The organism is Actinocorallia herbida (assembly GCF_003751225.1).
GTDB lineage: Bacteria > Actinomycetota > Actinomycetes > Streptosporangiales > Streptosporangiaceae > Actinocorallia > Actinocorallia herbida.
In genome coordinates, this window is record NZ_RJKE01000001.1 from 2,804,878 (window position 1) to 2,824,916 (window position 20,039).

General features: G+C 74.0%; 20 protein-coding genes. 9 read left to right on the forward strand and 11 right to left on the reverse strand.

Annotated features, from left to right (window positions below):
* Position 1 precedes the first annotated feature (1 nt).
* The 8 genes from EDD29_RS13090 (at position 2) to EDD29_RS13125 (ending at position 10,576) form a co-directional block, all read left to right on the forward strand.
* Positions 2 to 952, forward strand: a complete 951-nt coding sequence (locus EDD29_RS13090) for an ABC transporter permease (RefSeq protein WP_123664665.1) — start codon at positions 2 to 4, stop codon at positions 950 to 952.
* Positions 953 to 1,335: 383 nt separating this feature from the next.
* Positions 1,336 to 2,151: an ABC transporter permease gene (locus tag EDD29_RS13095; protein ID WP_211359690.1), complete on the forward strand. Its 816-nt coding sequence runs from the start codon at positions 1,336 to 1,338 to the stop codon at positions 2,149 to 2,151.
* Positions 2,148 to 4,142 carry a dipeptide ABC transporter ATP-binding protein gene (locus EDD29_RS13100; protein WP_123664667.1) on the forward strand — a complete coding sequence of 665 codons (1,995 nt, stop codon included), beginning with the start codon at positions 2,148 to 2,150 and terminating at the stop codon, positions 4,140 to 4,142. The genes EDD29_RS13095 and EDD29_RS13100 overlap by 4 nt, the downstream gene beginning before the upstream one ends.
* Entirely contained in the window at positions 4,139 to 5,140 is a 1,002-nt protein-coding gene (locus EDD29_RS13105) for a hypothetical protein (RefSeq protein WP_123664668.1), read from the forward strand. The genes EDD29_RS13100 and EDD29_RS13105 overlap by 4 nt, the downstream gene beginning before the upstream one ends.
* On the forward strand, positions 5,137 to 6,015 hold the full coding sequence (locus EDD29_RS13110; protein WP_123664669.1) for a MurR/RpiR family transcriptional regulator: 879 nt from the start codon (positions 5,137 to 5,139) through the stop codon (positions 6,013 to 6,015). The genes EDD29_RS13105 and EDD29_RS13110 overlap by 4 nt, the downstream gene beginning before the upstream one ends.
* Positions 6,016 to 6,921 (forward strand): N-acetylmuramic acid 6-phosphate etherase, encoded by a 906-nt coding sequence (locus tag EDD29_RS13115; RefSeq protein WP_123664670.1) that lies wholly within the window; start codon positions 6,016 to 6,018, stop codon positions 6,919 to 6,921.
* Positions 6,918 to 7,901 carry a BadF/BadG/BcrA/BcrD ATPase family protein gene (locus EDD29_RS13120; RefSeq protein WP_123664671.1) on the forward strand — a complete coding sequence of 328 codons (984 nt, stop codon included), beginning with the start codon at positions 6,918 to 6,920 and terminating at the stop codon, positions 7,899 to 7,901. Before EDD29_RS13115 ends, EDD29_RS13120 begins: the two co-directional genes overlap by 4 nt.
* A gap of 92 nt (positions 7,902 to 7,993) precedes the next feature.
* Positions 7,994 to 10,576, forward strand: coding sequence for a family 20 glycosylhydrolase (locus EDD29_RS13125; protein WP_123664672.1), 2,583 nt, complete (start codon positions 7,994 to 7,996; stop codon positions 10,574 to 10,576).
* Positions 10,577 to 10,681: 105 nt separating this feature from the next.
* Here the strand turns inward: EDD29_RS13125 and EDD29_RS13130 are convergent, their stop codons facing one another.
* The 5 genes from EDD29_RS13130 to EDD29_RS13145 form a co-directional block, all read right to left on the reverse strand.
* Entirely contained in the window at positions 10,682 to 10,876 is a 195-nt protein-coding gene (locus EDD29_RS13130; RefSeq protein ID WP_211359691.1) for a hypothetical protein, read from the reverse strand.
* 31 nt (positions 10,877 to 10,907) lie between these two features.
* Positions 10,908 to 11,063, reverse strand: coding sequence for a hypothetical protein (locus EDD29_RS46290; protein ID WP_211359692.1), 156 nt, complete (start codon positions 11,061 to 11,063; stop codon positions 10,908 to 10,910).
* Positions 11,064 to 11,071: 8 nt separating this feature from the next.
* On the reverse strand, positions 11,072 to 11,359 hold the full coding sequence (locus tag EDD29_RS46295) for a UbiD family decarboxylase domain-containing protein (RefSeq protein ID WP_211359693.1): 288 nt from the start codon (positions 11,357 to 11,359) through the stop codon (positions 11,072 to 11,074).
* Between the two features lie 86 nt (positions 11,360 to 11,445).
* Positions 11,446 to 12,558 carry an FAD-dependent monooxygenase gene (locus tag EDD29_RS13140; RefSeq protein ID WP_123664673.1) on the reverse strand — a complete coding sequence of 371 codons (1,113 nt, stop codon included), beginning with the start codon at positions 12,556 to 12,558 and terminating at the stop codon, positions 11,446 to 11,448.
* Between the two features lie 100 nt (positions 12,559 to 12,658).
* The gene (locus EDD29_RS13145) at positions 12,659 to 13,906 is read right to left on the reverse strand and encodes a cytochrome P450 (protein WP_123664674.1); all 1,248 of its coding nucleotides are present in this window, start codon (positions 13,904 to 13,906) and stop codon (positions 12,659 to 12,661) included.
* Positions 13,907 to 14,045: 139 nt separating this feature from the next.
* Here EDD29_RS13145 and EDD29_RS13150 point away from each other — a divergent pair, with 139 nt between their 5' ends.
* Positions 14,046 to 14,672, forward strand: a complete 627-nt coding sequence (locus EDD29_RS13150; RefSeq protein ID WP_123664675.1) for a TetR/AcrR family transcriptional regulator — start codon at positions 14,046 to 14,048, stop codon at positions 14,670 to 14,672.
* A 17-nt stretch (positions 14,673 to 14,689) separates the two neighbouring features.
* Here the strand turns inward: EDD29_RS13150 and EDD29_RS13155 are convergent, their stop codons facing one another.
* The 6 genes from EDD29_RS13155 to EDD29_RS13190 form a co-directional block, all read right to left on the reverse strand.
* Positions 14,690 to 15,379 (reverse strand): RNA polymerase sigma factor, encoded by a 690-nt coding sequence (locus EDD29_RS13155; protein WP_123664676.1) that lies wholly within the window; start codon positions 15,377 to 15,379, stop codon positions 14,690 to 14,692.
* A gap of 71 nt (positions 15,380 to 15,450) precedes the next feature.
* Positions 15,451 to 16,110 carry a response regulator transcription factor gene (locus tag EDD29_RS13160; protein WP_123664677.1) on the reverse strand — a complete coding sequence of 220 codons (660 nt, stop codon included), beginning with the start codon at positions 16,108 to 16,110 and terminating at the stop codon, positions 15,451 to 15,453.
* Positions 16,107 to 17,303: a sensor histidine kinase gene (locus EDD29_RS13165; protein WP_123664678.1), complete on the reverse strand. Its 1,197-nt coding sequence runs from the start codon at positions 17,301 to 17,303 to the stop codon at positions 16,107 to 16,109. Before EDD29_RS13165 ends, EDD29_RS13160 begins: the two co-directional genes overlap by 4 nt.
* Positions 17,304 to 17,721: 418 nt before the next feature.
* Complete coding sequence (locus EDD29_RS13175; RefSeq protein WP_123664679.1) at positions 17,722 to 18,216, reverse strand: SRPBCC family protein; 495 nt, start codon at positions 18,214 to 18,216, stop codon at positions 17,722 to 17,724.
* A gap of 356 nt (positions 18,217 to 18,572) precedes the next feature.
* Positions 18,573 to 19,235, reverse strand: a complete 663-nt coding sequence (locus EDD29_RS13185) for a response regulator (protein ID WP_170201386.1) — start codon at positions 19,233 to 19,235, stop codon at positions 18,573 to 18,575.
* On the reverse strand, positions 19,232 to 20,005 hold the full coding sequence (locus EDD29_RS13190) for a sensor histidine kinase (RefSeq protein ID WP_123664681.1): 774 nt from the start codon (positions 20,003 to 20,005) through the stop codon (positions 19,232 to 19,234). Before EDD29_RS13190 ends, EDD29_RS13185 begins: the two co-directional genes overlap by 4 nt.
* Positions 20,006 to 20,039 lie beyond the last annotated feature (34 nt).

Below are 20,039 nucleotides of genomic sequence, written 5' to 3' on the forward strand. Positions count from 1 at the left end.
CATGACCGGTCATCTCCTCCGCAGACTGCCATCGCTGGCGCTGGTCCTGCTCGTCAGCTCGGTGATCGCGTTCGCCCTGCCGCGCCTCGCGCCCGGCGACCCGGCGGCCGCGATCGCCGGGGCCGACGCGAGCCCGCGAGCGGTCGCCGAGGTCCGCGCCGAACTCGGCCTGGACCGGTCGCTGCCGGCCCAGTACGCCGACTGGATCACCGGGCTCGGCTCCGGTGACTTCGGCACGAGCTTCGTCAACGGCAGACCCGCGGCGGAGCTGATCGCCTCCCGGCTCGGCAGCACCGTGGAACTCGCGATCGTCGCCGCGATCCTCATGACGGTCCTCGGCGTCGGGCTCGGCGTGCTGGGCGGCACCCCGCGCGGCAAGGTGTCGCGCGCGGTGCTCGACCTGACCGGGAGCGTGCTGCTCGCCGCGCCGCCGTTCCTCACCGGCCTGCTCTTGGTGCTGCTGCTCGGCATCGCCTTCCCGGTGCTGCCCGTCAGCGGCGAGGTCTCCCTCCTCGACGACCCGGGCATCGGGATCCAGTACCTCATCCTGCCCGCGGTGGCGCTCGCGCTCCCGCAGGCCGCCGCGATCGGGCGGCTCGTGGAGACGGCGATGCGGCAGGCCCGCCAGGAGGACTACGTCGACCTCGCCGTCGCCAAGGGCGTGCCGCCCGGACGGGTGACCTGGCGGCACGTCCTGCCGAACAGCCTCGGCACCGCGGTCGTCGCGATCGGCCTCCGGGTCGGCGAACTGCTCGCGGGCGCGATCGTCGTCGAGGCGGTCTTCGCCCGCAACGGGCTCGGCGCCCTCGCCGTGGAAAGCGTGAAGAACCGGGACTACCTGGTCATCCAGGCGCTCATCCTCGGCAGCGTCCTCGTCGCCGCGCTCATCCAGATCCTCACCGAACTCCTCCTCACCCGCCTCGACCCCCGTGTCCGCCTGGAGGCCCGATGACCGAGCACACCGAGCGGGCGGGCCCCCTTCCACCCGCCGCGAAAGAGCCCGGAACGGGCTGCGGCTCCCCGGAAACCGAGCAGGGAGTCGTTGGCCTCCACCTCGAGGCGGACGGTCTGGCCGGCGAAGGCGGAGATGCCGATGCCGGAGAGGGACCGGACGGCGTCGCGGTCGGAGGCGGCGCGGGGGAGGACCGACGCGGGTCCGCAGAGGTCGGGAAGCACCCATGCGGGATCGCCGTGGCCGCAGGCACGCTCGGCCGGGCCGCGCGCGTTGGGACAGGCGGCCGCCTGTCCGAGAAGATCGGGAAGGGCCGGCCCGCGGGGAAGGACGCCGTGCGAAGGAAGGGCGGGCGCGGACTCGGGCGGGTCGGACGGGCCGCTGTGAAGTCGCGGTATGCCGGAGCGCTGCGAACGGCCCGGGGGGCGACCGGGGCCGGGCTCCTCGCGGTGCTGGTGCTGGCCGCGCTGCTGGTGCCGGTGTTCGCGCGGGGCGGGTACGACGCGCAGGGACCCGACGCGCTGGCCGGGCCGTCGGGCGGGGCATGGTTCGGCACCGACGAGCTGGGCCGCGATCTGTTCGTGCGGACGCTGTTCGGGTTGCGGGCCGATCTGTCGCTGGTGCTCGTCGCGGTTCCGGTGAGCGCGGTGCTCGGCACGCTGCTCGGGCTGGCGGGGGCGATCGCGCCGTGGCTCGGCGGGCTCGCGCAGCGCGCACTGGACGTGGTGCTGGGGTTTCCGAGCCTGATCCTCGGGATCTGCGTGGCGCTGGTCATGGGGCCGGGGTGGGCGGCCTTGGCCGTCGCGATCGTCGTCTACGGGCTGCCCGCCTTCGGGCGGCTGTCGCGGGCGACGCTGCTCGCCCAGCAGCAGCGCGAGTACGTCCTGGCCGCACGGGTCATGGGGGTGCCGCGCCGGCGGATCCTGACCCGGCACATCCTTCCGCACGCGATCGACCCGATCCTGGTGCAGACCGCGGTCGCCATGGTCGCCGCGGTGTTCCTCGAATCGTCGCTGAGCCTCGTCGGGCTCGGCGTGCAGCCGCCCGCGCCGTCGCTCGGCACGCTGCTGAACAGCGGCATCCGCTACCTGTCAGAACAGCCCGCCTACGTGGCGGGCCCCGCGGCGGTCCTGCTGCTGCTCGCCCTCGGGTTGAGCCTGCTCGCCGACGCGCTCAACGAGGCGGTGAACCGCAGATGAGCCCCCTGCTGGAAGTGCGCGGCCTCCGCGTCGCGTTCCCCGGCCCGGACGGCCCCGTCACCGCCGTCGCCGGGGTCGGGCTGACGGTCGGACGCGGTGAGGTCGTCGGCGTCGTGGGCGAGTCAGGGTCGGGCAAGTCGGTGACGGCGCGCTCGATCATGGGCCTGCTGCGCCCGCCCGGCAGGATCGAGGAGGGCACGATCATCCTCGACGGGACCGACCTGCGGACGCTCCCGGCCAAGGCGATGCGCGCGGTCCGCGGCCGCCGTGCCGCCATGGTGTTCCAGGACCCGCAGTCGACCCTCAACCCCGTGCGGACGGTCGGCGACCAGGTCGCCGAGGCGCTCACCGTGCACGGCGCGGCCAAGGTCCGCGCCCGGGAGAGGGCCGTCGAACTGCTGGAACTCGTCGGCATCCCCGACGCGCGCCGCCGCGCCGCCGCCTACCCGCACGAGTTCTCCGGCGGGATGCGCCAGCGCGTCGTCATCGCTATCGCGCTGGCCAACGACCCCGACCTGCTCATCGCCGACGAGCCCACCACGGCCCTCGACGTCACCGTGCAGGCCCAGATCCTCCGGCTGCTCACCCGGCTCCGCGACGACCTGGGCATCGCCGTCCTCATGATCACCCACGACATGGGCGTGGTCGCCGAGATCTGCGACAGGGTCGCCGTCATGTACGCCGGACGCGTCGTGGAGACAGGGCCCGTCACCGACGTCTTCGCCGCCCCCCGCCACCCCTACACCGCGGCCCTGCTGCGCGCGATGCCCGGCGGCCCAGGCCGCCTCGCCGCCATCCCGGGCTCCCCGCCCGACCCCGCCGCCCTCCCGGCGGGCTGCGCCTTCCACCCCCGCTGCCCGTCCGCCGCCACCCGCTGCGCGGAGGCCCGCCCGGCCCTCCCCGACGGCCCGCACGAGGCCGCCTGCTGGTTCCCGCTTCCCGCCGCCGCGCGTAGAGCCGAGGCCGTCACGACCCCGCGTCCGGACGCCGGCCCCGGCCGTGCCGAGACGCCGGGGCCGGTGCCTCCCGTGCTGGAGGTGCGGGAGTTGCGGGTGGACGTCGGACGACGGGGAGGTCTCCTGCGCCGCCCGGCACCGGTGTTCGCCGTCGACGGGGTGTCCCTGCACGTCGCGGCGGGGGAGACCCTCGGGCTCGTGGGCGAGTCCGGGTGCGGGAAGTCGACGTTCTCGCGGGCCGTGGTCGGGCTCGGGCCCGAGCCGTCGGGCGAGATCCTCCTGGACGGGCACGAGATCCGGCCGGGAGGTGCGGAGCTGCGCAGGGCCGTCCAGTATGTCTTCCAGGACCCCTACGGGTCGCTGAATCCGCGCCGGACGATCAGGCAGACCCTGCTCGAGGCGATCGAGGCCGGCGGCGGCGACCCGCATGATGAGGAGAAGGCCGCGGAGATGCTGGAGACCGTCGGCCTCGGCCGCCGCCACCTGGACCTGCGGCCGCACGCGTTCTCCGGCGGACAGCGCCAAAGGGTCGGGATCGCCCGCGCGCTCGCCGCGAGCCCGCGGGTCCTGCTGTGCGACGAGCCCGTCTCGGCGCTCGACGTGTCCATCCAGGCGCAGATCATCAACCTGCTCGCCGACCTGCGCGACGGTCTCGGCCTGGGCTACCTGTTCATCGCCCACGACCTCGGGGTCGTCCGGCACCTGAGCGACCGGGTGGCGGTGATGTACCTCGGCCGGATCGTGGAGACCGGACCCGCGGAACGCGTCTACACCGCGCCGCTGCACCCGTACACGGCGGCGCTGCTGTCGTCGTCGCCCGAGCCTTCGCCCGGCGCGCGCAGGGAGCGGATCGTGCTCGGCGGCGATCCGCCCAGCGCCGGCGCCCCGCCGTCCGGCTGCCGGTTCCGCACCCGCTGCCCGATAGGCCCGCTGCACAGGTCCGACCGCTCGATCTGCGCCGAGACGGCCCCGCCGCGGCCCGGCCCGGACGGCGCGGCCTGTCACTTTCCCGGGGAACTGAAGGTGGCGCCGTGACGGGCCTCCGAGCCGTCTACTTCTTCGACCGGACCATCGCCGCGCGCACCCCCGACGAGTTCCGCGCGAGCGCCGCGCGCGCGGCCGGGGCGGGGCTGACGGCGCTGGTCACCAAGCACACCGCGCTCACCCCCGAGGTCGTCGCGATCTGCCGTGACGCCGGCCTGCGCGCGGTCGGGAGCATCCCCTGCTTCTCCGACCACGCCGCGCCCCGCCCGGACGCGCCGCGCCCGATCGGTCCCGACGGCATCCCGTGGGCGCCGATGGAGTGGTACACCGGCGTGGTGCCGACCGACCCCGCCTACACCGCCGGCGTCGTCGCGCGCTGCGCCGAGGCCGCCCGGCAGGACCTCGACGGGCTCGTCCTGGACTTCCTGCGCTGGCCCCTGCACTGGGAACTCGAACTGCGGCCCGGCGCGACCCCGCGCCGCGCGTCCTACGACCCGGTGACCTTGCGGGCGTTCGAGGAGTTCGCGGGTGTCCGCCTGCCGACGGAGGGGGCCGCCGGCCACATCGACCGGCACCTCGCGGAGGAATGGACGCGGTTCCGCTGCGCGGTCGTCACCGGGATCGCCGCGCGGATCGCCGCCGCCGTCCGCGACGTCCGGCCCGGCCTGCCGCTCGGCGCGTTCCTCGTGCCCGCGCCGGAGGAGCGCCGCCGCGCGCTGGCCGGCCAGTCCGCGGCCGACCTCGGCACCCATCTCGACCTGCTGTTCGTGATGTCCTACCACGCGATCCTGCACGCGGACCCGGGCCTGGGCGCCCGCCTGGCCGCCGACGCCGCCCGGCACACCTCCGTGCCGGTCGTGCCGATGGTCCAGACGACGGCCGACCCGGCGCTCGCGCGCGGCGCGGACTGGGGACCGCCGATGACCCCGGACGACTTCGCCGCGGCCCTCACCGCCGCCGGATCCGACTTCTGCCTGTTCCCCGGCGAGGGGATCGACGACCCTCGGTGGTCGGTCCTTGCCCACCCGACCTCCCAGGAGACGCCATGACCGAGATCGTCCCCCGCCTGCGCAGCTCGCTGGCCTCGCTGCCGCGCGCCGAGCAGGCCATCGCCCGGGTCGTCCTCGGCGATCCCGGGGCCGCCGCCGAGCTGACCATCTCCGAGCTGGCCCAGGCGTCGGGCACCTCGGAGACCACGGTCACCCGGTTCTGCCGCAACCTCGGCCTCAAGGGCTACGCGCAGCTCCGCCTCCAGCTCGCCACCGAGGCCGAAAGGCTGCGCGCCGACCAGCGCGCGGGCACCGTCCTCGGCGGTGACATAGGCCCCGACGACCCCTTGCCGACCCTCGTGGAGAAGGTGGCGTTCGCCGACGTGCGGGCCGTCGAGGACACGATCGCCCAGCTCGACACCGAGGTGCTCGCCGCGCTCGTCGCCGCCCTCGGCGAGGCGGGACGGGTCGCCGTCTTCGGCGTCGGGTCCAGCGCGGTCGTCGCCACGGACGCGGCGTTCAAGCTCTACCAGGCGGGCTGCCAGGCGACGGCCTGGTCGGAGGTGCACGCCGCGCTGATGAGCGCCTCGTCCCTGCGGCGGGGCGACGTCGCCCTGGCGATGAGCCACTCCGGCCGCTCCCGCGAGATCGTCGACGTGCTCGCCGAGGCCCGCCGCAGCGGCGCGACCGTCGCGGTGATCACCAGCAACCCGCAGTCGCCCGCCGCGAGGCTCGCCGACCACGTGCTGGTCACCGCGGCGCGCGAGACGACGTTCCGGACCGGCAGCACGGCCTCCCGCATCGCCCAGCTCACCGTCGTCGACTGCATCTTCGTCGCCTTCGCGCAGAGCCGGTACGAAGACACCCTCGGGGCCATGGAACGCGCGCACGACGCGGTGCGCGACCGGGTCCTCCCGCACGACAGGACCGTCTGAATGACCGACACCGCCACCGGCTCCCCGACCGAGGCCGGCAACCCCCGCACCCGCGACCTGGACCTGCTGCCGACCGCCGAGCTGCTGCGCGTGCTCAACGCCGAGGACGCGCTCGTGCCCGGCGCCGTCGCCGCCGCGCTCCCGCAGCTGGAACAGGCCGTGGACCTCGCCGTCACCGCGCTGCGCGGCACGGGGCGCGTCCACTACTTCGGCGCGGGCTCCTCCGGCAGGTTCGGCGTCCTCGACGCCGCCGAGGTGCCCCCGACGTACGGGTTCCCTTCGGACCGGTTCGTGGCCCACCTCGCGGGCGGCGCGCGGGCGATGCTCAGCGCCGTGGAGGACTGCGAGGACGACGAGGCGGCGGGACGGGCCGACGCGGCCGCGCTCACCGGCGCGGACCTCGCCGTCGGTCTCGCCGCGAGCGGCCGGACCCCCTACGTGCGCGGAGCGCTCGCCCACGCGCGCTCGCTCGGCGCGCCGACCGTGCTGCTCAGCGGTGACCCCGGGGCCGCGCTCGCGCCCCTCGCCGACGTGCACGTGGTGCTGGCGACCGGGCCGGAGGCCATCGCCGGATCGACCAGGATGAAGGCGGGCACCGCGCAGAAGGTCGCCCTGCACACGTTCTCGACGGCCGTCATGGTGAGGCTCGGCCGCACCTACTCCAACCTCATGGTCGACGTCGTCGCCACCAACGCCAAGCTGCGCGGCCGCGTCACCGGCATCCTGCGGGACGCGGCGGGCACGGACGAGACGACGGCCGCGCGGGCGCTGCGGGAGTCCGGGGGAGAGCTGAAGGTCGCGCTCGTCATGCTGATCTCCGGCGCGGGCGCGGCGGCGGCCCGTGCCGCGCTGGACGGGGCGGGCGGCGTGGTGCGGGGCGCGCTCGCGGTGCTGGAGGGCGCGTGACCTTCGTCCTGGGCTTCGATGTCGGCGGGACCGGAGCGCGCGCGGCGATCGCCCGGCCCGGCGGCCCCGCGCTCGCCCGCCGCTCGGTCGCGGCGACGGCCCGGATGGGCGCGCGCGGCGTGGACGAGGAGGCCGTCGGCGGGCTGCTGGCCGGGCTCGCCCGCGACCTGCTCGCCGCCGCCGGAGCCGACCGGGCCGCGGCCGTCGCCGTCGGCAGCACCGGGACCGCCCTGCTCGGCGAAGGGCTCCTGGAGAGGCTGCCCGTCGTCCTCGGCGAGGCGGCGGGACGCGGGCCGATCCTGCTGTCGTCGGACGTGCTGACCTCCTTCGCCGGGGCGCTCGGCCTGGCCGGGGGAGCCGTCATCGCCGCGGGCACCGGGGCCGTCGCGGTCGGCACCGACCTGCGCGGGACCTGGCGGCGCGCCGACGGCTGGGGCCATCTGCTCGGGGACACCGGCGGCGGCGCCTGGATCGGGCGGCGCGCGCTGGCCGCGGCGGTCCGCGCCGAGGACGGCCGTGCCGACGGGTCACCGGTGCTGCTCACGGCGCTGCGGGAGCGGTTCGGCGGTGCGCGGGACCTCGTCGCCGACCTCTACACCCGCGCGGACCGGGCCGGGCTGCTCGCCTCGTTCGTGCCCGCGGTCAGCGACGCCGCCCGCGCGGGGGACGCCGCGGCGGTCCGCATTCTCGGTGAGGCGGGCACGGAGCTCGCCGCCACCGCGCTCGCCGCGCTTCCGCCCACCGCGCCGGGAACCGTCTCCGCGACGGGCAACCTGTTCCAGGCGGGTCCACCTCTCACCGACTCCTTCACCCTCGCCCTTGCCGGCGCTCCCCGTCCCGTCGCCTACGCCTCTCCGCTGGGCGACTCCGTGGACGGCGCCTTGGCGCTCGCCTCGGCGCTGCTTCACGACACCCTGCCTCCGGGCACCACCGACCACGTCGCCACCGTCGTCAGGCCTCCCACTCCGCTGCCCCGCTGATCCGCCGTCTCCTCGGCCGGCCTTCGCGCCGTCCGTGCTGTTCGGCATGCCCCAGAACGTCGCGCGCCCCCACCGATGAATCAGGAGCAGTCTTGTCCCGTACACCCAGACCGTCGCCCGGCCGCGTCAGGCTCCGGCACGTCCTTCCCGCGCTCGCGGCCCTCGTGGGCGCGTTGCTCGTCGCCCCGGCGCCCGCGCTGGCGGCGAACGCCGAACCCGCCCTCGTCCCCAGCCCGCGCTCCTGGACGGGCGGGACGGGCAGCACCGTGCTGACCACCGCCAGCCGGATCGTCGTGGATCCGGCCTCGTCGGGCCTGGTCACCACGGGCGCCGACAGCGAGCTGCTCGTCGAGCGGACCGTCGCTCAGGTCGCGGCGCGGCTCGGTGCGGAGATCACCGAGGTCACCGGGCTCGCCCTGCCCGTCGTCACCTCCGCGACGGCGGCCGCCGGCGACGTCCGCCTCGCGCTCGCCGCCGACGCGGGCCTCGGCACCGAGGGCTACACCCTCGACGCCGACGGGACCGTCACCATCACCGCGCCGACCTCCACCGGCGTCTACTACGGCGGCGTCAGCCTCCTCCAGATGCTCCGCCTCGACCCCGCGCACGCCGCGGTGCCGAACGGCGAGATCCGCGACGTCCCCGCGCTGGCCTACCGCGCCGAGCACTTCGACGTGAGCCGCCGGTACATGTCCGTCGCCGACCTCCAGGACGAGATCCGGCGGATGGCCTGGCACAAGCTGAACGTCCTCCAGCTGATGTTCAACCAGGCCAACGCGTTCCGGCTCTACAGCCCCGCGTACGCGGGCCTCGCGCCCACCGACCCGGGTCAGCGGTACGGCCAGGCCGACATCGCCGCGATCGAGGCCGTCGCGGCCGAGTACCACGTCACGGTCGTCCCGGAGATCCAGAACCCGACCAAGGCCCAGCCGATCGCCGTCTTCAACGGGGTGGACCGCTCGCTGTCGGCCGAGTGCGGCGACGCCTCCACGCTGGACTTCACCGACCCGGCCGTCGGCACCTGGTTCAACGGCCTCGTCGGGACCTTCCTGCCGTGGTTCTCCGGCCCCTACGTCCACCTCGGCAACGACGAGGTCCCGGCGGCCCTGGCCACCTGCGACTACCTCGAAGCGCAGTACACCACCGCGACGCCGACGATCGCCGACCTCCAGGAGGTCTGGATCGAGGACCTGCGCCAGACCGTCGAGGCGGCGGGCAAACGGGCCATGATCTGGACACTGAACACCGCGATCCGGCCGGACACCGACGTGCTGATCATGAACTTCGGCGCGACCTCCGCGTCCGCGGGCATGCGGGCGCTCGGCTACGACGTCATCGACACCGCCTACAAGACCGGTGCCTACGACCGCTTCTACATCTCGCCCGGCGACTATGAAGGCAAGGCCGTGCCGCGCGGTGACATCTACGCCTGGACGCCCGTCACCGACGTCCGCAACAGGGGCCAGGTGCTCGCCGCCTGGGGCGACGACCTGTTCTTCAGCGAGACCGGCTACTACCTCGACCTGTTCGACGGCCGCCGCAGCGAACTCGCCGAACGGACCTGGAACCCCGACCCGGCGACCGCGACGTTCGCGCAGTTCACGGCGGCCGTCACCGCGCTCGGCACCGCGCCGGGCGCGGCGGCGAGGAATCGCCCGGCCCCGACGACGGACGCAGAGCCCGTCCACACCTACTCCTTCGAGACGCCCTACGTCCCGACGACGGCCACGCACTTCCCCGGCGGATGGAACCTGAGCCTCGCCGACGGCACCGGCACCCTGCACGGCAACGGCTGGCTCTACCGTCCCGTCCACCCGGCGGCCGGATACCTCGGCAACGGCCTGGGCTTCACCGCGGGCACCACGCAGACGCTCAACCTCGGCGGCCGCTCGGTCCAGGCCCCCTGGACGGTCTCGGCCTGGATCCGCCGCACCGCGGACTCGACCAACACGGTGCTGCTCCGCGACCTCGACTACGGCATCAAGATCGAGGAGTACGGCTCCGACCACAAGGTGGGCCTCACGAAGTACGGCACGGGCAACTACCCCTTCGACTACACGGTCCCGCTCAACACCTGGACGCACCTGACGCTCGTCGGCACCACGTCCGGCACGACCCTGTACGCCAACGGGACGGAGGTGGACAGCCTGCCCGAGGTCATCCACCTCCCGCTCGGCGGGATCGGCGGCAAGCGGCCCTTCTCCGGCAGCGTCGACGAGCTGGCCGTCTACCGGCAGGCCCTCACCCCCGCGCAGGTCGCCGCCCTGTACACCGGGGCGTCGGGCGGTCCGGACCTCGCGCTGAACCGGCCCGTCACCGTCTCCAGCACCTACCGGGTCGGCGTCGAGCCGGGGAAGGCGGTGGACGGTGACCCGGCGACCCGCTGGTCGAGCGATCGCACCGACCCGCAGTGGATCACCGTCGACCTGGGTTCGTCCCGGACCGTCTCCCGGGTCCGGCTGAACTGGGAGGCCGCCTACGGCAAGGCCTACGAGATCCAGGTCTCCGACGACAACGCCACCTGGACCACCCTCTACGGCACCACCACCGGCGACGGCGCGGTGGACGACCTGACGGGCCTCTCCGGCAGCGGCCGCTATGTCCGCGTCTTCGGCACCCAGCGCGGCACCGTCTACGGTTACTCGCTGTGGGAGGTCAACGTCTACGGCCCCTGATCGCACTCCGGCCGGGCGTCCCAGGCGGCGCCCGGCCCTTCGCTGCCCAGAGCGGAGACGCGCCTGGTGATCGGGTGCTCCGGGCGTGGAACCGCCCGAAGGGCGTCAACGGCGACGATGTGATCTGACCTGTTCGCGCAGATCCTCGTCCCAGCGTGGGAAGAGGTCGGTGTGCAGGCCGAACTGGTCGAGCGCGCGGCCGACCGAGTGGTCGACGACCTCCTCCAGGGTCTTCGGCCGGTGGTAGAAGGCGGGGACGGGCGGGAAGATCACGCCCCCGGCCTCGGTGATCGCCGCCATGTTGCGTAGGTGGATGAGGGTGAGAGGGGCCTCACGGACCCGCGTCCTGGTCGGTGTTGGTCGGCGCGGGCAGCAGGGTGCGGAGGTCGAAGCCCGCCTCGTCGGCCCGGTGCACGACCTCCTGGCACAGCGCCTCCTCCGCGGGCGCGTCCACGGGTCCCTTGGCGTTCTCGTACGCCTCGGACATGCGCTGCGTCAGCCGGTCCGGGGGCTGTCGAGCAGGATCCCGACCCGCTCCCGGCTCGCCATCACCCCGACGAGCACCCGCGCGTCCGGATACCCCTGCACGCTGTTGAACAGCATCGCCGGGCCGAGTCGCGTCGGCCGCTGGACCGTGCCCCACGCGCCGACCCGCTTGTACACGCCCGCGAGCGCGCCGTTCGGATCGACGAGTTCGCCGGTCTCCAGCAGTTGCCCCGGATGACGCCGCAGCCGTTCGATCGCCGACCGCAGATCCGTCACCGGCGCCTCGCCTTCGCCCATACCGACCCGCTACCCAGCGCGGTGCCTTCCCCGAACCCGGCTTGGCCGAAGCCAGACGAACCCGTGCCGCGAAGCCGACTGGCGGGTCAGTCCGTCGGGGGGTGCCAGCCGAAGACGGAGTCGGCGGCGTTCAGGCCGGGGAGGCGCAGGAGGGCGTCGCGGGCGGTGACCGCCACGGGGCCGGTGAGCCGGGTGAGCCGGCCGATGAGGCGGGAGGTGCGGGCGATGCGGGTCGTACGGGAGAGCCGGGCCGCGGTGTACTCGACCAGGGGAGCGCCGCGCGCGGCGGTGTGGGCGAGCACGATGGCGTCCTCGATGGCCTGGCAGGCGCCCTGGCCCAGGTTCGGGGTCATCGGGTGGGCCGCGTCACCGAGGATCGCGACCCTGCCGTGGTGCATCGCGGGCAGCGGCCGGACCATCGCGTGGACGTCGTTGCGCAGGATCCGCGTCGGATCGACCGCCGCGAGCGGGATCGCGACATCGGGATGCCAGCCGCCGAACAGGCGGTCGAGCACGGCCTTCTCATCGTCCGCGACCTCGCCCTCCGGCGCGGGCGCCGTCGCGTAGCAGTACACCTGGTCGCCCGCGACAGGCATGACGCCGAAGACGAGACCGCGTCCCCACGTCTCGCCGAAGGGCACCGACAGGCCCGGCGCGTCGGCGAGCATCCGCCAGGCCGTCAGCCCCGTGTACCGCGGTTCCGGATGCTCGGGGAACAGCCCGCGCCGGATCCGCGACCAGATCCCGTCCGCCGCGACGACGAGGTCGCCCTCCTCCTCGCCGGACGAGGTCGTGACCTTCCCGCTCGTGGCGTCCACGCCCGTCACTTCGGTGCCCAGGCGCAGCTCGGCGTCGGTGAGGAGGGAGGCGAGGAGGTCCACGAGGGCGGCCCGCAGCAGGATGACCGTGGGCTCGGCGAACCGTGCCTGCGCGGCCTCGGCGCTGCTGCGGTTGAGCCAGGTGCCGTCCGGCTTCCGGATGCCGCCGTCGCCCTGGATCCGCGACAGCGCCCGCACGGAGTCGCCGATGCCGAGGGCGTCCAGCACCCGGAGCGCGTTCGGCGCGAGGGCCAGTCCGGAGCCGACCTCGCTCAGCCGCTCGGCCCGCTCGACGACCCGGACCGACCACCCGGCCCGTTTGAACGCCGCGGCCGCCGTCAGCCCGCCGATCCCGCCGCCGACCACGATCACCTTGCGCATGGCGACCTCCTCGTCCCGATCCTCCCCCCGCCTCCGCACGGCCGGGATCCGGCCCCGGCACAGGCGCGTTCGCGCAGGTGACGGGGCCGGGGGACGCGGGTCAGGTGAGGGTGTAGCGGATGGGGAGGTGTTTGAGGCCGCCGACGAAGGTGGTGGCGGTCCATTCGGGGGTGCCTGCGAGTTCGATGGATTCGAGTCGGGGGAGGAGCGCGGTGTAGAGGGAGCGGATCTCCATGCGGGCGAGGGCGGCGCCGAGGCAGTAGTGGACGCCGAAGCCGAAGGCGAGGTGGCGGTTGGGGTCGCGGCCGATGTCGAAGCGGAAGGGGTCGTCGAAGATGTCCTCGTCGCGGTTGGCCGACGGGTAGGACAGGAGGACGGATTCGCCCTTGGCGATGGGTACGCCGCCGACCTGGGTGTCGCGGGTCGCGGTGCGCATGAATTCCTTGACGGGTGTGACCCAGCGGATCATCTCGTCGGTCGCCAGGGGGAGCAGGTCCGGATTCTCCTTGAGCCGGGTCAGTTGGTCGGGGTGCTCGATGAGGGCGTGCAGGCCGCCGGAGATGGTGGAGCTGGTGGTGTCGTGCCCGGCGGTGGCGATGATGACGTAGTAGGAGGCGACGTCGACGTCGGAGAGGTATTCGCCGTCCACGCGGGCGTTGGCGATCGCCGAGGCGAGGTCGTCGGTGGGCTCGGCGCGGCGGGCCGCGGTGACCGCGTTGAAGTAGTTGAAGAAGTCGAACAGCGCGGCCATCTGCTCCTCGGCGGTGGTGCCGCGCTGGAGCTCCTCGTCCTGGCCGCCGAACAGCTCCTGGGTGAGCTTCAGCATGCGCGGGAAGTCCGACTCGGGCAGACCGAGCAGCGACAGGATCACGTACAGCGGGTAGTGCACCGCGACCTGCTGGACGAAGTCGCACTCACCGCCGAGTTCGGCGAGCCGGTCGACGTACCGGTGGGCCAGCTCGTCGATCCTGGGCTGGAGGGCGCGCATCGCCTTGGGCCGGAACCAGTCGGCGCCGATCGCGCGGACCACGCGGTGGTGCGGGTCGTCCATGTGGATGAGGGTGCTCAGCGCCATGCCCATCGCGCGCTGCTCTTCCTGGAGGCGGTCGAACTCCGCGGCGGCCAGCAGCGGCCGCGGCTCGTTGATCCACAGCGCGTGGTCGCGCTCGATCTCCATGATGTCGGCGTGTCTGGTGATCGCCCAGAACGGGTTGTAGTCGGGTGCCTCGACCAGGTGCACCGGGGACTCGCGGCGCAGGAGGGAGAGGGCGGCGTGCAGGCGCTCCTCGTCGAGGTAGGTCTTCGGGTCCGCCAGGGAGCGGCCGGCCTGGTCCACGGTCGTACTCATGATCATCTCCGTGGGGGTGGGACGCGGTGCGTCGAGGGAGGGGAGTCAAAGAGTCATTTTTCGCACTTTGTATCATGCGATCATGGGACAGGGAAGACAATGACCGAATCCGATTCGGCTGAGCTGGGCTTGGTGAAACGTGCTTGACGCGACGCGCATCGCGTTCGTCGCCGAGGTCTTCGACCCCGTCGACGGGCCCCGGGACGACACCGATCGGCGCATCCTCGACGCGGCAAGGGCCGAATTCGTCCAGATGGGCATCCGGCGGGCCAGGGTCGAGGAGATCGCCCGTCGGGCCGGGGTCGCCCGGGTCACCGTGCACCGGCGGTTCGTCGGCAAGGAACGGCTGCTCAACGCCGTCCTCGTCGAGGAGGCGCGGCGGTCCCTGAGCCTCGCCCGCGCCCGCATCGAGGCCGCGGAGACGGTGCCGGAGAAGGTGGCCACCGGATTCGTCCTCGCGCTCGCCTACGCCCGCGAAGGCGACCTCAGCGCGCTCCTGCGCAACGACACGATCCCGCCGCTGCCCGGCTCCGCCTCGGCCGGCGACCCCGTCGTCCTGCTCATCCGGGCGTTCCTGCTCCAGGTGCTCTACCCGCCCGGCCAGGGCCCCCGGCAGCTTCTCGCCGCCGACACCCTCGCCCGCCTCGTCGTCTCGCACTGCCTTTACCCCGACCCGGCGCTCGGCCTCGACGACCCGGCCGCCGCCGCCGGCTTCGCCCGCGACCACCTCGCCCCGATCATCACCGCGGCGCCCCCGCTCGGCTGAGCGGGAGCGCCGGACGATCAGGGACGCTCGCCGGGCTCGTCGACGATGCCCGCCGACTCACGCAGGTCCCAGTCGCCGGCACCGAGAGGACCTCTCCGGTCGCTGGGATCCGGCGTCGGGAGGCCGTTCTCGCCGAAGTACACCCCCGGAGGACGCCGCATGAGGTCGCTGCGCTCGTACGTGCCCGACAGGTCCCGGGAGGAGTACGTCTCCGGGTCGATCACGTAGGAGATCCGGACACCCCACTGATCGAGGCGGGTGATCGCCACGACGGGCCTGCCCAGCGGGTCGGTGCCGGTGGACCGCACCTCGACTCCGGGGATCCGCGCGATGGCCCGGAACGCCGCGCGGATCCGGTGCAGCCGGGAGCGCACGGTGCCGAGCGGGACGCCGAGCGCCTCGGCGCACTGCTCGTAGGTGAGGTCGGCCCAGGCGACGAGCAGGAGCAGGTCCCGGTCGGCCGCGGAAAGCCGGGTCAGCGCCTTGGCGAGGCGCGGCTGGAGCTGCGCGGAGGTCACCTTCGCGGCGCTGCGCTCCTCGAACGGCTCGACGGGCGGGGCGGCGGGGGCGCGGGCGAGCAGCCGGTTCCGGCGGGTCTCGGCCCTGTAGCCGACGGAGATGATCGCCGACCGATCGGTCTCTTCCGCACTGTCGTGCTCGGGTTTCAGGAGCCGGGGAGATCGGCGTCCGTATGGTCCCTTCCGCACCGTCGTGCTCGGGTTTCAGGAGCGGGAGATCGGCGTCCGTATGGTCCCTTCCGCACCGTCGTGCTCGGGCGTCAGGAGCCGGGGAGATCGGCGTCCGCGACGAGGAGTGCTATCTGGACGCGGTTGACGAGGTCCAGGCGGGTGAGGATCTGGGAGACGTGGGTCTTGACGGTGGACACCGCGATGTGGAGTTCGCGGGAGATCTCGGTGTTCGACAGCCCGCGGCCGACGGCGTGGGCGACCTCGCGTTCCCGATCGGCGAGGAGACCGAGGCGGGCGCGGGCGGCAGCGGCGCGGTCGCGGCGCTCGGGGGTGCCCGTCACCTGGTGGATGAGGCCGCGCATGACCGCGGGAGAGAGGACGGGGTCGCCCGCGTGGACCGCGCGGATCGCCGTGATGAGGTCGTCGGGACGGGTGTCCTTCAGCAGGAAGCCCGCCGCCCCGGCACGCAGCGCGCCGAGCACGTGCGCGTCGGCGTGGAACGTGGTCAGGACGAGCACCTCGGGAGCGTCCGGCCGGGCGCGGACGGCGCGGGTGGCGGTGAGGCCGTCGACGCCGGGCATCCGGATGTCCATGAGGACCACGTCCGGCCGATGGGAGGCCACCAGGGCGGGCACCTCCGCGCCGTCGGCCGCCTCGGCGACCACGGCGACGTCGGGCGCCCCGCCCAGCATCAGTCGCAGACCGGCCCGGACCATCGGATCGTCGTCGACGAGCAGGACGCCGATCACCGCGCCTCCTCCGGGGTGGCCTTCTGCTCCTCCTCAAGGGCGGTCCCCGGCTCGGGCTCCCGCGCAGCCTCCGGCCAGGGCAGCCTGGCGGATACCTGGAACACGTCCCCGCGTGGGCCCGCGGTGAGATCGCCGCCGGCCAGGCGGGCGCGTTCGACGAGCCCGAGAAGCCCGTGGCCTTCGTGCGTCATCGTGCCGGGTGGCAGCGGGTTGGCGACCTGGATCGCGAGGCCGCGGCCGGGCCCGCCGGAAACGGCGACCTCGACCGCGGTCCCGGGCGCGTGCTTGCGCGCGTTCGTCAGCGTCTCCTGGACGATCCGGTAGGCGGCCCGGCCGACAGAGGCGGGCACGGCGCCCTGCTCCGGTACCGTCAGGGTGATCCGTCCTCCCGCGGCGCGCTCCTCCGCCACCAGTCGGGGAAGATCATCGAGACAGGGCTGCGGCCGCTCGTCCGTGCCGGGCCCGGCGCGCAGCACCCCGATCACCTCGCGGAGATCGGTGAGGGCGAGGCGGGCGTTGTCGGCGATGAGCCCGCTCGCCCGCGCCACCTCCTCGCGGGACGCCGCCTCGTTGTACTGCAACGCCCCCGCGTACAGGCTGAGCAGCGAGAGCCGGTGCCCGAGCACGTCGTGCATCTCCCGGGCGATCTCCTTCCTCGCCTCCTGGCGGGCCCGTTCGGCGCGCAGCTCCGCGCCCGCCTCGGCGAGTTCCGCGCGTTCGCGCAACGAGGCGAGCAGCAGCCTTCGCGACCGGCGCCACAGCCCCCAGCCGATCGCGCTGAGCACCAGGGCGAAGTACACGAGCGCCTGCGCACGGCGGTCCGGCGCCGCCTCGGCGAACCTGACGAGAAAAGGGATGAGCGGCGCGAACGCGATGGCCGCGATCCAGGCGGTCTGCTTGGCGGGACGTGCCGCGGCGACGGTGAAGACCGCGACGAGCACAGGACCCGTCAGGTAGTGCGTGACATTACCGAGGAGGAGCAGGACGACCGCCAGGGCGAACGGCCGGCGCCTGCGCAGGAGCAGCGCCGCGCATCCGAGCCCGCCGATGATCTGCTCGATCTCCCGGGTGCGCGCGCCGAGATCGTCGGGCAGTTCGAGGTTCGGCCCGCTCAGGGCCGCGAAGCAGGCGGCGAAGACGAGGGCCGCCGCGTTCGCCGCGAGGTCCCGCCCGCTCCGCCCCTCTCGCTCCATGTCCCGAACTTATGCGCTCCCCGCACCCGCCGACGACGTCGCGGCGGACTTCGGTACTTAAGTACGAGCGTGGCCGGTGATCGCGGGGACTTAGGTCTTCCGGGCCGGGTCTTTGCGCTGAGGCGCGGCCGGGGGCTCCGGGGCACGATCGGGGCATGTCCTCCTCACCGGAATCCCGGAAATCCCCGCTCACGCCCGTCCGTAACCTGCTCTGCTTCATCCTGCTCGTCGGCGGGGTGAGCGGCCTCCTGCACCTCTGGCTCGGCTGGCCGCACTTCATGGGCTTCGTCAGATTCCTGGCGCCCAGCGGCTACGAGACCTATGCCTACCTGGTCATGATCGTCGTCGGCCTCGTCCTGGGGGCGGTCGGCTCGGGCTCCGAGCGCGACTTACCGTCCGCGCGGGGCGGCGGCGGTGATCAGGCCTCGAGGGCCGCCTTGAGGTTGCGCAGGGTCGTGTCGATGTTGCGGCGCTGGAACTGGGCGAAGGTGCTGCCGCGGGTGGCGACCTTGTCGAAGGCGTTCGCGAGCGCGTCGGGCCAGCCCCTGCGGTCGTCGGTCCAGGTCTCGGTGACCCGGGTGCCGTGGCCTTCGGCCTCGAACCGGTACTCCCAGGTCGCGATCGGCCCCGGGACGACCGGCCGCTTCAGCCCGATCGCGCCGACCCGGAACGCGAACCGCGCGCCGGGGTCGGCCGCGGTGACCGTGCACCGGGTCGTCCACCGGATCGGCCCCCGCTTGTTGTGCCCGTCGAACCTCATCCCCGCATACGCGGCCCGCCCCTCCCGCACCGTCGCGCCGAGGTTCTCCGGACTCCACCGCCCCATCTGCGTGGGATCGCTCACCGCGGCGTACGCGACCTCCGGGGACACCTCCACGAAGACGCTCCCCGAAACGACCATTGTGCGACCCATGCCCGGCTCCTCCCACGCGAGTCCCGCGAGCCTACTGGACGGCCCGTCGAATGCCGCTTGGGCCCCGGCCCGGAAGATTCCCGGGCCCAGGGCCTCGCGCGGACGGATTTCCCACTCGAGGGGTCCGGGCTGGCGGGGTCCTGGCTCTTGGGATCCGGGCTGGCGGGGTCTTGGCTGGCGGGGTCCGGGCTGGCGGGGTCCGGGCTGGCGGGGTCCTGGCTCTTGGGATCCAGGATCGCGGGATCCAAGCTTGCGAGGTCCAGGTTCGGGCGGTTCAGGCTCGCGGGGTCTCGGCTCGGGAAGCCCTGGTTCGCGGGGTCCTGGTTTGCGGGGTCCTGGCTTTTTTTGGGGGCGGCTCAGGGGGTGCGGGGGGTGATGAGGCCGGACTCGTAGGCGGCTACGACGGCTTGGGCGCGGTCGCGGAGGCCGAGTTTGGCGAAGATGCGGGCGACGTGGGTCTTCACGGTGGCTTCGCTGAGGACGAGGCGGTCGGCCATCTCGGCGTTGGACAGGCCGCCGCCGAGCAGGCGCAGGACCTCGGTCTCGCGCGGGGTGAGGTCGTCGAGGCCCTCGGGCGCGGGGCCCGGCTTGGCGAACCGCTCGACGAGCCTGCGGGTGATGGACGGGGCGAGCAGGGCGTCGCCGGTCGCGACCAGCCGGACGGACGCGACGAGGTGCTCGGGCGTCACGTCCTTCAAGAGGAACCCGCTGGCGCCCGCGGCGAGGGCGGCGTACACGTAGCCGTCGAGGTCGAAGGTGGTGAGCATGAGGACGCGGCAGTCCGGCGCGTCGGCGAGGACCCGGCGGGCGGCCGCCAACCCGTCCATCTCGGGCATCCGGATGTCCATGAGCACGACGTCGGGGCGCAGCCGCAGTGCCTCGGCGACCGCCTCGCGCCCGTCGGCGGCCTCCCCGACGACCTCGATGCCGCCCTTGGCGAGGATCATCCGGAACCCGCTGCGGACCAGCGTCTGGTCGTCGGCGATCAGGACGCGGGGCCCCGTCCCGTCCGCGCTCACCGCCGGTCCAAGGGAAGGCGGGCACGGACCCGATAGCCGCCGCCGAGCCTTCGCCGCGCGTCGAAGTCGCCGCCGTACACCGCGACGCGCTCGCGCAGCCCGGAGAGCCCGCGCCCGTCCCGGCTCTCCGGCGGGGGCGGCGCGCCGGTGCCCGTCAGCACCGACGGGCCCGTGGTGAGCACCTCGACGCGCAGGTTGCGCGTCCCGTACGACACGCGGACCTCGGCCCGGGTGCCGGGCGCGCCGTGCTTGAGCCCGTTCGTCAGCGCCTCCTGCACGACCCGGTAGGCGGTCGCGTCGAGCCCGGCGGGCAGTTCGCGCGGCTCGCCGCTCACGACGACCTCGACGGGCAGGCCCGTGAATGCGATCCGGTCGATGAGCCCGCCGAGCCGGGTCAGTGTCGGCTGCGGGGTGAGCTCGTCGCCGTCGGCGGCGGGGGCGAGGACCCCGAGCAGGTGCCGCAGTTCGGTCATGGCCTCCCGGCCCGTCCGCTCGACGGCCAGCAGCGCCGCCTCGGTCTCGCCGTCGGTGCCGAGCCGGGCCGCGCCCGCCTGCACCACCATGACGCTCACGCTGTGGCTGACGATGTCGTGCAGATCCCGCGCCACGCGCGCCCGCTCGGCCTCGACCGCCTGCCGCGCCGCCCCCTCGCGCTCGCGCTCCAGCGTCCAGGTGCGCGCGCCGAGGTCGCGCAGGCGCAGCCGCCGCTCCCGCAGCGCCCACGCGCACGGGACGGCGACGAGCAGCAGCACAGCCCAGACCGGAACCATCCCGCCATTCTCCCGGCTCGGGACGTGCCGGGCC

Excerpts from the sequence above, each read along its gene's own strand:
- EDD29_RS13115 (WP_123664670.1), top strand. The coding sequence starts at position 6,016 with ATGACCGACACCGCCACCGGCTCCCCGACCGAGGCCGGCAACCCCCGC.
- EDD29_RS13145 (WP_123664674.1), bottom strand. The coding sequence starts at position 13,906 with ATGAGTACGACCGTGGACCAGGCCGGCCGCTCCCTGGCGGACCCGAAG.
- EDD29_RS13130 (WP_211359691.1), bottom strand. The coding sequence starts at position 10,876 with ATGGCGGCGATCACCGAGGCCGGGGGCGTGATCTTCCCGCCCGTCCCC.
- EDD29_RS13175 (WP_123664679.1), bottom strand. The coding sequence starts at position 18,216 with ATGGGTCGCACAATGGTCGTTTCGGGGAGCGTCTTCGTGGAGGTGTCC.
- EDD29_RS13100 (WP_123664667.1), top strand. The coding sequence starts at position 2,148 with ATGAGCCCCCTGCTGGAAGTGCGCGGCCTCCGCGTCGCGTTCCCCGGC.
- EDD29_RS13190 (WP_123664681.1), bottom strand. The coding sequence starts at position 20,005 with ATGGTTCCGGTCTGGGCTGTGCTGCTGCTCGTCGCCGTCCCGTGCGCG.
- EDD29_RS13110 (WP_123664669.1), top strand. The coding sequence starts at position 5,137 with ATGACCGAGATCGTCCCCCGCCTGCGCAGCTCGCTGGCCTCGCTGCCG.
- EDD29_RS46295 (WP_211359693.1), bottom strand. The coding sequence starts at position 11,359 with ATGGGCGAAGGCGAGGCGCCGGTGACGGATCTGCGGTCGGCGATCGAA.
- EDD29_RS13165 (WP_123664678.1), bottom strand. The coding sequence starts at position 17,303 with ATGGAGCGAGAGGGGCGGAGCGGGCGGGACCTCGCGGCGAACGCGGCG.
- EDD29_RS13090 (WP_123664665.1), top strand. The coding sequence starts at position 2 with ATGACCGGTCATCTCCTCCGCAGACTGCCATCGCTGGCGCTGGTCCTG.
- EDD29_RS46290 (WP_211359692.1), bottom strand. The coding sequence starts at position 11,063 with ATGTCCGAGGCGTACGAGAACGCCAAGGGACCCGTGGACGCGCCCGCG.
- EDD29_RS13140 (WP_123664673.1), bottom strand. The coding sequence starts at position 12,558 with ATGCGCAAGGTGATCGTGGTCGGCGGCGGGATCGGCGGGCTGACGGCG.